Annotated in this window: 8 protein-coding genes and 2 CRISPR repeat arrays (2 of these 10 running past the window's edge); all 8 genes read left to right on the top strand. The window is 32.0% G+C overall.

All coding sequences use genetic code 11. The features are described 5' to 3' along the window. Window positions 1–1835: a CRISPR direct-repeat array (repeat unit 29 nt; unit sequence GTATATCCCGCAGACGCGGGAGTGATTCT) (it extends 24 nt beyond the left edge of the window). A gap of 256 nt (window positions 1836–2091) precedes the next feature. The 8 genes from cas3 to cas2e all read left to right on the top strand — a co-directional run bounded on the left by cas3 (window position 2092) and on the right by cas2e (window position 11958). After that, window positions 2092–4854: a CRISPR-associated helicase Cas3' gene (gene cas3 / locus DY123_RS04155; protein ID WP_140934401.1), complete on the top strand. Its 2763-nt coding sequence runs from the start codon at window positions 2092–2094 to the stop codon at window positions 4852–4854. 345 nt (window positions 4855–5199) lie between these two features. Next, complete coding sequence (casA, locus tag DY123_RS04150; protein ID WP_181398782.1) at window positions 5200–6801, top strand: type I-E CRISPR-associated protein Cse1/CasA; 1602 nt, start codon at window positions 5200–5202, stop codon at window positions 6799–6801. An 11-nt stretch (window positions 6802–6812) separates the two neighbouring features. Further along, a complete protein-coding gene (gene casB / locus DY123_RS04145) occupies window positions 6813–7613 on the top strand; it encodes a type I-E CRISPR-associated protein Cse2/CasB (protein ID WP_140934399.1) in 801 nt (266 codons plus the stop codon). Beyond that, on the top strand, window positions 7603–8706 hold the full coding sequence (gene cas7e / locus DY123_RS04140) for a type I-E CRISPR-associated protein Cas7/Cse4/CasC (RefSeq protein ID WP_140934398.1): 1104 nt from the start codon (window positions 7603–7605) through the stop codon (window positions 8704–8706). The genes casB and cas7e overlap by 11 nt, the downstream gene beginning before the upstream one ends. A 9-nt stretch (window positions 8707–8715) precedes the next feature. Then, complete coding sequence (gene cas5e / locus DY123_RS04135; protein ID WP_140934397.1) at window positions 8716–9435, top strand: type I-E CRISPR-associated protein Cas5/CasD; 720 nt, start codon at window positions 8716–8718, stop codon at window positions 9433–9435. Between the two features lie 23 nt (window positions 9436–9458). Beyond that, window positions 9459–10103 carry a type I-E CRISPR-associated protein Cas6/Cse3/CasE gene (cas6e, locus tag DY123_RS04130; protein WP_140934396.1) on the top strand — a complete coding sequence of 215 codons (645 nt, stop codon included), beginning with the start codon at window positions 9459–9461 and terminating at the stop codon, window positions 10101–10103. Further along, the gene (cas1e, locus tag DY123_RS04125) at window positions 10104–11042 is read left to right on the top strand and encodes a type I-E CRISPR-associated endonuclease Cas1e (protein WP_140934395.1); all 939 of its coding nucleotides are present in this window, start codon (window positions 10104–10106) and stop codon (window positions 11040–11042) included. Window positions 11043–11058: 16 nt separating this feature from the next. Beyond that, complete coding sequence (cas2e, locus tag DY123_RS04120) at window positions 11059–11958, top strand: type I-E CRISPR-associated endoribonuclease Cas2e (RefSeq protein ID WP_140934394.1); 900 nt, start codon at window positions 11059–11061, stop codon at window positions 11956–11958. 20 nt (window positions 11959–11978) lie between these two features. Next, window positions 11979–12776: direct repeats of the CRISPR family, unit length 29 nt; unit sequence GTATATCCCGCATGCGCGGGAGTGATTCT; it runs 878 nt beyond the window's last position.

Raw genomic sequence — 12776 nt, 5'->3', positions numbered from 1 at the left:
ATTCTAAAGATATTCATAAACTTAGTTAAGAAGTTGTGTATATCCCGCAGACGCGGGAGTGATTCTGATAAGTGGGTAGCAAGAATAACTAGATTAAGGTATATCCCGCAGACGCGGGAGTGATTCTTAATAGAAAGAAATGGAATGAAAATACCAAAAGTATATCCCGCAGACGCGGGAGTGATTCTATTGTTTTCCGTTTGTACATATCGACTGTGTTGTATATCCCGCAGACGCGGGAGTGATTCTTTTACAATTAACTAAGACAAAACCATTTTTCTGTATATCCCGCAGACGCGGGAGTGATTCTCATATAAAGATGGGCCATTAGCTCCAAGTTGAGTATATCCCGCAGACGCGGGAGTGATTCTTCTTTTCAAAATTATGCTGTGCTAAAGCTAAAGTATATCCCGCAGACGCGGGAGTGATTCTATATATATGAATCCTTAACTAAAATTGTAATTGTATATCCCGCAGACGCGGGAGTGATTCTTAAAGGAAGGCGTACAGGCTGGATTTGAGTATGTATATCCCGCAGACGCGGGAGTGATTCTGGATTTTGCTTTTTGTAGTCGGTATTTAGCTGGTATATCCCGCAGACGCGGGAGTGATTCTTGACCATACGGACGTCTTCAGGCTGGCAACCTGTATATCCCGCAGACGCGGGAGTGATTCTCCTTTAGTGGACGTCTGATACCAATTGTGTATGTATATCCCGCAGACGCGGGAGTGATTCTATATTTGAACCAAATGACACCAATGTGCGATTGTATATCCCGCAGACGCGGGAGTGATTCTTAGAATCTTGCAACTCTCCACTTTGAGTAAAAGTATATCCCGCAGACGCGGGAGTGATTCTGTATCCTTTACGATTTTAGTGTTAACAAATTGGTATATCCCGCAGACGCGGGAGTGATTCTGACCTGTCCAAAATTGGCAGTCATAAACAAGGGTATATCCCGCAGACGCGGGAGTGATTCTAGTTGACTATACATTGACATATGCTTTCTTTCGTATATCCCGCAGACGCGGGAGTGATTCTATGATTTGAATTCATACCATAGTCAACTTGAAGTATATCCCGCAGACGCGGGAGTGATTCTAAACAGAATTTTAAAATTTCAATTCCTTTGGAGTATATCCCGCAGACGCGGGAGTGATTCTGGTTATGTATCCGCTAGGAGGTATGAAAACAGGTATATCTCGCAGACGCGGGAGTGATTCTTGTAAATTTAAATTCTTACTTTGATTTTCATAGTATATCCCGCAGACGCGGGAGTGATTCTACGAGCCTTAAGGTTTAGATTTTTTCCATTCAGTATATCCCGCAGACGCGGGAGTGATTCTCATCAGTATTATATTTGTCTAAAAAACTATCAGTATATCCCGCAGACGCGGGAGTGATTCTGAACTTTTTTGAATTAAGTGTTGTTTTAAAAGGTATATCCCGCAGACGCGGGAGTGATTCTATCTTTCAAATTGCACTCAACTGGAAGAATTGGTATATCCCGCAGACGCGGGAGTGATTCTTCTTTTTGAAGATATTAATCCTGATGACATTCGTATATCCCGCAGACGCGGGAGTGATTCTGTCGATTGCAAGATTTTGGTATTAAACCATCTGTATATCCCGCAGACGCGGGAGTGATTCTTTTTATAAATATCCATAACACTCATATTTTGCGTATATCCCGCAGACGCGGGAGTGATTCTTACAGATGATAGTTTAAAAAACTCCTCATTTGGTATATCCCGCAGACGCGGGAGTGATTCTTATCATCCCCAGCGTTAGGCACATCAAAGTCAGTATATCCCGCAGACGCGGGAGTGATTTTTTTGACGGTTACGGAAATCAAAGCGAAATAGAGTATATCATATATAAATGAAAGGAGCTTTAATTTATGAGTTTACATTTAGAGTGGTTAATACCTATGATATTTGTTTTATTCTTTGATTATATTGTATTTTTTAAAATCATGAAGTGGAAATAATATTTGAATTTAATTGATTTGCATTAAAATTACAAGCGTAGTTTTAATTCTTTATTCATATTATTTGTATTTAAAATTTATTTATTGATTGGAGAAGTATATGGTAGACAAAATTTTATGGGCTAAAAAATCTTTAGGTAATGATGGGAATCCTAAATGGTTGCCCTTATATCAACATTTATTAGACACAAAATTTGTGATTCATATGTTATATAGATTTTATTTGAGTGATCATCAAAGAAATATTATAAAAGAGTCTTTGGAGTCTTCTTTCAGCAATTCAAATGAAGAAAATTTGATTCAATTTATTGGTATTACACACGATATTGGTAAAGCTACACCTGCTTTTCAAATGAAAAAAAGCTATCAGGGGATTAAAGATTTAGATCATACTCTGTTAGAAAGATTATTTAATGGTAATTATTTATCAGCTGATTTCATGGATTATCCATTATCTTATCCTGAACAATCTCCACATGCTTTGGCTGGAGAGGCAATATTAGAAAACTTTGGCGTCAATGATGATATTGGATCAATTATAGGCGGTCATCATGGTAAACCCATAGACCATAAAAATAATAATATAGATAAATTTTCGATGAACTATTATTTTGAAGAACAGTCTAACAATTCAGTACATAAAAAATGGGCAAGCACCCAAAAAGAGTTTTTTGATTGGTCATTATCTGAGAGTGGCTATTCTAATGTTAATGAAATACCTAAAATAAAAACTATTGCAGCTCAAGTCATTATAGAAGGACTTTTAGTTATGTCAGATTGGATTGCCAGTAATGAAAACTATTTTCCATTATTTGATGCAAACCAGTATGAATCATTAAATTTGGATAAGAGACTAGAAGAAGGTTGGCGCAAATGGTTTAAAAATCCTAGATGGATGCCAGAAGAACATGATTTTGTTGATGAATATTATAAAGATAGATTTAATTTTAAGCCTCGTGAATTTCAATCAAAAATATTTAATCGAATTAACGAAACTAATGATCCAGGAATAGTAATCATTGAATCAGGAATGGGATCCGGTAAAACTGAAGCTTCATTGGCCACAGTTGAACAATTAGCTAAGAAACATGGGTCTGATGGCATATTTTATTGCTTACCCACTCAAGCTACTACTAATGCAATGTTTGCAAGAGTAAATTATTGGTTAGAACACTTAGCTAAAGAAGACGATGAAAATAAAGATATCCAATTAGTTCATGGTAAAGCTGCGCTGAATGATGATTTTGCCGCTTTACCTCATAGTATTGATATTGGTGATGAAAATATTGATGCTGGTGTAATGGTTAACCGATGGTTTTTAGGTTCCAAAACTGCAATTTTAGACGATTTTGTTGTTGGAACGGTAGATCAATTATTATTGTTAGCACTAAAAAAGAAACATTTGGCACTAAGACATTTAGGATTTAGTAGTAAAGTGGTCGTAATTGATGAAGCCCATGGCTTTGATTCATATATGCAATCTTATCTTTGTAGAGCGTTAGAATGGCTTGGCAAATATAATGTGCCAGTGGTTATACTATCTGCAACATTACCTGCTAAAAAGCGAATGGAATTTATGGATGCCTATCTTGATAAAACTGATGATAATGTTAATCATAAAATCAAAAGCAATCTTTCATACCCATTAGTTTCTTATAGCGATGGAAATGATATCAAAACAATAGACTCCTTTAAACCAATTAGTAGGTCAAAAGAAATTAAAATTAATATTTTGGATGATAATAATTTGATATCTAAAGTGCAAGATTTATTATCTGGTGGTGGAGTCTGTGGAATTGTTGTTAATACTGTGTACAGAGCCCAAGAATTAGGTAAAGAATTAATTAAGATATTTGGTAAACAAAGTGTTGAGATTTTACATTCAAGTTTTATTGATACTGATAGAAGAGTAAAAGAAACAAAATTGTTAAACACTATTGGCAAAAATAATGAAGAAAGACCTAAACTAAAAATAGTAATTGGGACGCAAGTGTTAGAACAATCATTAGACATTGATTTTGATGTTATGATTACAGATTTAGCACCAATGGATTTAATCTTACAAAGGATTGGTCGCCTACAACGTCATTCAGTAAATAATGATTTACGTCCAGAAAAATTATCTACACCTAAATGTTATATATTAGGCATTTCTAAAGATTATGAATACGAATCAGGCGCATCTTATATTTATGGGGATGCTTTATTGATGAGAACTCAAAATTACTTAAAAGATACAATATCTTTACCAAGCGATATCTCACATTTAATCCAAGAAGTGTATGATTTTGATAAGGATATTGATTTACCATCTGAATTAGAAGATAAATATAATAAAACTTTTTCTGAGTATAAGGATAATATTAAAAATGAAAGAACAGCTGCTTCAACTTATATGATTGATAAATATTCTAATATGCATGATGATTTAATTGGATGGCTTAATAATCCTAATGAACAAGATTTAGAAAAAAGTGATGCTATGGGTCTAGCACAAGTGCGTGATGGTGAAGATAGTGTTGAGGTTATTATGGTCAAATCTATTGGTGATAATGACTATTCGTTATTAAGCAATGACATTCCATTGAAAGACAGCGTTTTAAACGGTGATTACGTTGTTACTAAATCATTAGCTGAAAATACTATTAAGTTACCTAATGTTTTATCTAAAACTTATAGTATTGAGCAAACCATTGATGAACTAGAAAAATTTAATAAAGATTACTTAGCTAATTGGCAAGAACAAAGTTGGTTAAAGGGATCATTGGGAATTATTTTAGATGAAAATAATCAATTTATCATTAATGGGCATATTTTAACTTACGATAATGATTTAGGGATGATGATTGATAAAGAAGAGTAGGCATTGTTAGAGTTAAATGATTCATGGTATGTTATTATTAATTGTTTAATATCTAATTTTGCAAACGCGAAAGTGATTCAGAAAGATATTAATTATTATTTTATTGTCTTTTTATTTCTTGCAAACGCGAGATAAGAAAATAAAAAGGAGGGCTAACTTTAGTGTTGGTCTTCTTTTTTTATAAGAAGATGTGTTATCTATTTTTAATTTTTATAATGAAAGATATTATTTATTTTTTTATTTTTGTAAATATAAAAAGTGTTGACTTTTTATAAAATGAAAAGTAATATATTAATTGTAAGAAAAATTATTTACATATAAGTTATACTTATATATTCAGAAAGGGTGAATAAAATTCATAGATATAATTTATTAAATGAATCATGGCTGAACGTTATTGATTCTAATAATGATATTCAAAAAGTTAGTTTGCTGGATATATTTAAAGATGCACATGAATATAAAAGATTGGCAAATGATACTTCTGCTCAGGATTTTGCAATTTTAAGATTGTTACTATCAATTTTAGAAACTACTTTTTCCAGATACGATTACAATGGACAAAAAAAAGATGTTTCATTGATTAATAATTGGATAAATATTTGGCAGAAAGGAAAATTTTCATTTGAAGTTGTACAAACATACCTGTTATCACAAAAAGATAAATTTTATTTGTATGACGACAAATATCCGTTTTTACAAGTTAGTAAGAAAGATTTGGATGACCATGGTATAAAAAAAACCGGTACAATTAATGGAAAATTAATTAACCGGTTAATATCTGAATCGAATAATAAGGAAGATCTCTTTACCCCTTCAACTAATAAAAATAAGTTGACTAATGATTCACTGGCACGTTGGCTGCTAGCCTTTCAGTCTTATTCTGGGACCTCGGACAAAGCTAAATATCCTAACATGAAGGCTTCTGCAAGTAAAGGATGGCTTCTAGGTCTTGGCGGTATTTATGTTGAGGGAGATAATTTATTTAAAACTTTGATGTTAAATTTAATGCCGAATGAACAAGCAAATCAAAAACCCATTTGGGAATCTGATTTCAATGATAAATTACATTTAGAAGCAAACTATGCTCCTGATAATTTATCTGAGCTTTATACTAATTGTTCTAGACTTCTTTATATTAATCCTAATACTGATTTAAATAAAGAGGACGTACAAATTGAAGCTGTTCAACTACCAGGAATGGATAAGGATATAGCTAATGGTATTGAACCAATGACTTTATTTCAAAAACCTAAGTCGGGAACTAATAAAGGGAAAATCATCCCTAAGATGCATGAAATGAATAAATCTTTATGGCGAAATTTTGGTTTGTTAGAAGGATTATCTGATGATAATAAAGATACAATACCTAAACCAGGAGTTATTTCTGACTTATATGATAAGCCAAAAATAGATAATATCAATACTTCTGATATAACAATTGTTGCAGTTGGAATGACTTATAATCATGACGCTTCATCGATGCCAAATGGTGAAATCTGTGATTCATTGAATATTAAAAGAGAAACTTTTAATGATATATCTAAAAATGGACGAGTTGCTCAAATTAATGTTGAATCTAAAAATACACAAAAAGCTGTCGGCATTTTTAAATATTTCATTCAAAATGTTATGAACATAAGGAATGTATCAAATCCTGATTTAGTCAATAAGTTTATTGAAGAAGTGTATTTTTCAATAGATGAACCGTTTAAACTTTGGATATCTAGTATTAATAATGAAACAGATATGAAACGTTATCCATTTGAATGGAGAATGAAACTAAATAGCATGCTTATAGATAAGGCAGAAGAATTTATGTATCCGTTATCTCCTCGTGATTTAGTTGGAGAAATGAATGCTAAAACTAATTCGATGGAAAATGTTATTACTAAATATGATTTGTTTAGACATAGTTTAAAAAATCACTTAAATCTTAAAAAATAAGGAGATTTGTTATGGAGGAAACAATTTATTCGGTAACAGCTGGTATTATTAAATCCTTAGATTCTGATTTAGAATCAAGTTATACAAAATCTATCTTGGCTGAACTAAGAAATTCAATTAATCGTGATAATGATTATTCAGGCATTGTATGGCAACTTTTATTCGACAAATTGCCTAAAGATTTCTTAAATAATCATAGAGATGGAAATTTAACAAAAGAGGAATCAGTTATCTTAAATACTTTACAACTGTATTCCGTTCATCAACAAGGAAAAAATGAATCTGTTAATTTAGAAGAAAAAGAATACGTTAACGATGCAGGACATTTTTGTGTACAATATGATGGCCATAATTATCATTTAGACATGAAAAAATCATCTGATGATCAATTTACTAATCATCGTGTATTCCAGGATGCATCTAAATTATCTAAATATGTTGAAGAATGGGCATCTAATTTCGACAAACATTCACCTAATTTCGACAAGTCTTCATCTAATGAAAAGAAATATACAATTAATTTTGGTGGCAGTTTAAGTAATTATCGAGCTAGATTAAATGATAAAACTGCTCTTGATCGAAGATTTAATACTATGATGGCAGCTAGTACTTATGAAGAGTTTTTAAATAATTTACGCCATATAATTAAAATAGTTAAATCAAAGAGTACTGTTCAAATAAATTACCCTAAATTAGCAAAAGATTTATATGAATTCATGGGTAGTGAAAAAGACAGAGAAAAACTTCAATTAATATGGTCTCAGTCATACTACTTTAAACACAATACAGGGGAGAATTCTAATGAAAAATAGAACATATGTAGACATTAATTTATTACAAAGCGTCCCATCTTCAAATCTTAACCGCGATGATGCAGGAAGTCCTAAGACTGCTCAATATGGAGGAGTTACCAGAGCACGTGTTAGTTCTCAAGCTTGGAAAAAAGCTATGCGTCAATATTTTATCGATCATTTAGAAGCAAAAGATTTAGGAACTAGAACTTTAGAATTAGTTAGCTTTGTTGCTGATAAAGTACAAAAATTAGATGATAGTATTACCCATACCGAAGCTATGGATAAATCCGAAAAAGTAATTAATAAGGCAGGATTGAAGACTAATCCTAAAAGTAAAAAACATCCAGAAAATGATCATAAACTAAAAGCTTTATTTTTTGTTGGTAATGAACAAGCTCAAAAATTGGCTCAAGCTGTAGTTGACGGAGAAACAGATAAAAAAGTATTACAAGCAATTTTAAATGATAATCCTGCTATAGATATTTCTTTATTTGGACGTATGGCAGCTGATGATCCAACTCTTAATGAAGATGCCTCTGCTCAAGTAGCACATGCTGTTTCCACTCATGCTGTTCGTACTGAATTTGATTTCTTTACTGCAACTGATGATTTTTCATCAAAAGATAATGCTGGTGCAGGCATGCTAGGTACTATGGAATACAATTCATCAACACTATATCGTTATGCAAATGTAGCAGGACACGAACTTGTTAAACAATTAGGTGATCCTAAAAAAGCTGCAAAAGCAATGGCTCTATTTATTGAGGCATTTGTTAAATCTATGCCAACAGGTAAATCAACAACTTTTGCTAACGAAACCTTACCTAGCGCAATTGTTGTAACCGTTAGAAATGATCGTCCTGTAAACTTAGTTAATGGTTTTGAGGAACCAGTTTCATCCACTAATGGATATTTAGAAAAGTCATTAAATAAGCTTAACAAAGAATTTAAACAAACTAACAAGTTTGTCAATGATCCTGAATTTATATTAACTATGGGAGATCCTAATCTAGATAAGGATAATCCTGAATCATTTAAAGAAAATGATAGTTTTAATGAACTTATTAATAAATTCGTAGAACAAGTAACACCACTATTATCAGAAGATTAAGGTGAATTTATGAAGACTATATTAATGAAATTTTCAGGTCCTTTGCAGTCTTGGGGAACGAATTCTCATTATGAAAATCGTCAGACTAATCGTTTTCCTTCGAAAAGTGCTGTTATTGGAATGATAGCAGCTGCTATGGGATACCGTAGAGATGAAAATGAAAAATTGAAAAAACTAAGAACATTATCTTTTGGTGTACGAGTAGATCAGCCTGGCAATATTTTGTCTGATTTTCAAATCGCAACTAGTTACAAACCTAACGGTACAAAAAATCGCAACTATGTAACCAATCGCTATTATTTACAGGATGCAGTTTTTGTTGTTGCTATTGGTTCTGAAGATGAAAAATTAATTTCAGAAATAAACAAAAGATTAGAATCACCATACTTTCAAATTTATCTAGGTAGAAAATCTTGTCCAATTAATAATGATTATTTAATTGATAATCATAAAATTGAAGAACAAGGATTGATTGAAAATCTTGAAAAAATACCTTGGCAAGCTGCCAAATGGTATCAAAGAAGATGTATAAATCAAGAATTAAATCCATTATATATTTGTGCAGATAGTAATTTACTAGATAATGAATATTATCAAATGATTAGAGATTCTCCTCAATCTTTTGCTCAAGGTAAAACATCATCTTCATATAATACTTCTGATAGAAGAGAATATGAGTTACGTTCAGTAGGTTATATTGATAATATTGATATTAATGCAATAATTTAAAATTATTTGTTAGGAGATTTGCAATGTATTTATCTAGGGTAGAGATTGATGTTAATAATCGTCAAAAGATTAGTGATTTGACTCATCTAGGGGCTTATCATAATTGGGTTGAACAAAGTTTTCCAGAAGAATTTAAAAATAATGAACGTACTAGAAAGCTTTGGCGAATAGACAAAGTTAATGAAAAAAAATATTTAATAATTTTGAGTAGTGAGAAGCCAGAAATTAATGAAAATGGTTTAGAAAAGTATGGAGTTAATGATAGCGGTAAGACTATTGACTATGATCAATTTTTAACAAAATTGTCTAATGGTATGTATGCTAGATTTAGAATGACTTTGAACCCTTCTGTTTCCAAAAGTACTGGCAAAAAATCTGGTAAAAGGGGAAAAGTTTTACAATGCTTAAAATATGAAGATCAAATTTCTTATTTAGAAAATAGATCAATTAAAAATGGTTTTGAGCTTATTGAATCAGAATATACTGTTACTAGTAAAAATTGGGAAGTCTTAAAAAGAAAAAAATCCAAAAGATGTTATATTCAACAAGTTTGTTATGAAGGAAGACTAGTAATAAAAGATTTAAACAAATTTAAAAAAGTACTATGTAATGGCTTAGGTAGAAAAAAAGCCTATGGTTGTGGATTAATTACTATTATTCCGGAGTAAATTATGAAGAATGTTGGAGCTAAAAAAACAGAGTTAACAGAATTACCACGAATTGGTGATCGAATAAGTTTTCTATACTTTGAACACGCTAGAATAAATCGACAAGACAGTGCTATAACTTTTGCTGATAAAAAGGGGACTATAAAAGTTCCGGCAGCTATGATTAGTGTATTAATGTTAGGTCCTGGTACTGAAATCACTCATCGAGCTATGGAACTTATAGGTGATACTGGTACCAGTATTATATGGGTTGGTGAACGTGGAGTTAGACAATATGCTAATGGTCGTGCACTTTCTCATAGTAGTAGATTACTAGAAAAACAAGCTAAATTGGTTTCTAATACTAGAACTAGGTTACAGGTTGCAAGAAAAATGTATCAAATGCGTTTTGATGAGGATGTAAGTGGATTAACTATGCAACAATTACGTGGTCGTGAAGGATCAAGAGTTCGTGGAATTTATCGGAATTTATCTCATGATTTTGGCGTTCCTTGGCATGGACGTACTTATGATCATGAAAATTTTGAAAATGGGAACACAATTAATAAAGCATTATCAGCTGCTCATACTGCATTATATGGATTAGTTTACAGTATTATTGCTGGATTAGGATTATCTCCAGGATTAGGTTTTGTTCACACAGGGCATGATTTATCTTTAATTTATGATATTGCTGATTTATATAAAGCTGAAGTTACAATTCCTATTTCTTTTGAAATTGCATCTAATGCATCTGCTAGTGATGATATTGGCAGAATTACTCGTTTAAAAGTTCGTGATGCATTTGTAGATGGTAAAATTATTAAGCAGATAGTTAAAGACATTCAATATTTACTTGATGTTAAAGAAAATGAAATGCTGAATTCTGAAATTATTAGTTTGTGGGATGATAAGGAACAACTGGTTAAACATGGAGTATCTTATCATGAATATAATTAATGGAGATTAAATTAATATGCCAATGACTGTTATAACATTGACTAAAGTACCTCCTTCTTTAAGAGGAGATTTAACAAAGTGGATGCAGGAAATTTCTACCGGTGTTTATGTAGGTAATTTTAATTCTAAAGTACGTTCAAATTTATGGGAAAGAATTACTCAAAATGTTGGTAAAGGTCAAGCCACTATTAGCTATGCCAGTAGAAATGAACTTGGATATAATTTTAAAACTTATCATACTTATCGTGAAATAGTTAATTATGAAGGAATTCCTTTAGTTAAAATTCCTAATAATGATAAAAATAGTTTAGAGCTAAAATCAGGCTTTAGTAAAGCTTCAAAAATATCTAAAATAAAAAAGATCAATAAAAGCAAGATGAAAAATAATAATATTCCTGAATATATTTTCATAGATTTAGAAACAGATGGATTAAATTTTAAGGATAATAATATAATTGAAATTGGAGCCTTAAAAGTTTCTAAAAATGGTGAAGAATATTTTGATCATTTAATCAAAAATGATTCTTTATTACCATCTAAAATTAAAAATTTAACAGGTTTAAATGACAAAATATTAAACGAACATGGCGAAGAATTGTTTTTAATCCTTAAAGATTTCAAAGCATTTATTAGCAATAAAGTTTTAACTGGATATAATATTAATTTTGATATCGACTTCTTGAATTATAATTTAAAGAAATTTGGTTTGGAACCTTTAAATAATAATATTGTAGATATTATTCCGTTAGTCAAAAAAGAAAAAATGTTTTTAAATAATTATAAGCTAGAAACAGTTCTACATGATTATGAAATTTTTGATGAAGTACCTCATCGGGCTCTTCTTGATTGTAAATTAATTAAATTATTATCAATAAAAGTGAATGGATTTTCCAGGAAAATAAAAAAGAAGTCTTGATCTATAGGCATTTTCCAAGTGTATATCCCGCATGCGCGGGAGTGACTCTTACTTGAAGAAATGATAGCAAATACTGTAATGGTATATCCCGCATGCGCGGGAGTGACTCTAATTCCTTTAGCAAGAGCATTCGCAGTTTTAGGTATATCCCGCATGCGCGGGAGTGACTCTTGTTCTTTTGAAATTAAAAGAGTTATCTATCCGTATATCCCGCATGCGCGGGAGTGACTCTATTAGTGATAATGCACGAATAGAAATTACTTAGTATATCCCGCATGCGCGGGAGTGACTCTTAGTTTGAACTTTTTGAAAATTTGATACGATAGTATATCCCGCATGCGCGGGAGTGACTCTACAATGATACGAAAAATATTAATGAATTAAGAGTATATCCCGCATGCGCGGGAGTGACTCTAAAAGATGCAAAAGACTGTTATGATGCTATAAGTATATCCCGCATGCGCGGGAGTGACTCTTCGTAAATGCTTTCTTTCCAATATTTATCACCGTATATCCCGCATGCGCGGGAGTGATTCTGCACAAGGCATTGGTTCAGCTAACACCTACGCGTATATCCCGCATGCGCGGGAGTGATTCTTTAGCAATTGCTGCTTGCGCTTGCTGCCTTTGGTATATCCCGCATGCGCGGGAGTGATTCTAAAAAAATGCTTAACGTTGGTGAACAATTAAAGTATATCCCGCATGCGCGGGAGTGATTCTGCTTCCATTGATGATGTCGTAACATCAATAACGTATATCCCGCATGCGCGGGAGTGATTCTAGTCTTCTTTTCAATTTCTTTAGCCACATTAGGTATA

The organism is Apilactobacillus micheneri (assembly GCF_006493595.1).
In the GTDB taxonomy this organism is placed as follows: domain Bacteria; phylum Bacillota; class Bacilli; order Lactobacillales; family Lactobacillaceae; genus Apilactobacillus; species Apilactobacillus micheneri.
Note: the sequence above shows the minus strand (reverse complement) of the source record. Positions and strands in the feature narration are given on the sequence as shown.

Coding starts and splice junctions, on each gene's coding strand:
- cas5e (WP_140934397.1), top strand. CDS start 8,716: ATGAAGACTATATTAATGAAATTTTCAGGTCCTTTGCAGTCTTGGGGA.
- cas7e (WP_140934398.1), top strand. CDS start 7,603: ATGAAAAATAGAACATATGTAGACATTAATTTATTACAAAGCGTCCCA.
- cas6e (WP_140934396.1), top strand. CDS start 9,459: ATGTATTTATCTAGGGTAGAGATTGATGTTAATAATCGTCAAAAGATT.
- casB (WP_140934399.1), top strand. CDS start 6,813: ATGGAGGAAACAATTTATTCGGTAACAGCTGGTATTATTAAATCCTTA.
- cas2e (WP_140934394.1), top strand. CDS start 11,059: ATGCCAATGACTGTTATAACATTGACTAAAGTACCTCCTTCTTTAAGA.
- cas3 (WP_140934401.1), top strand. CDS start 2,092: ATGGTAGACAAAATTTTATGGGCTAAAAAATCTTTAGGTAATGATGGG.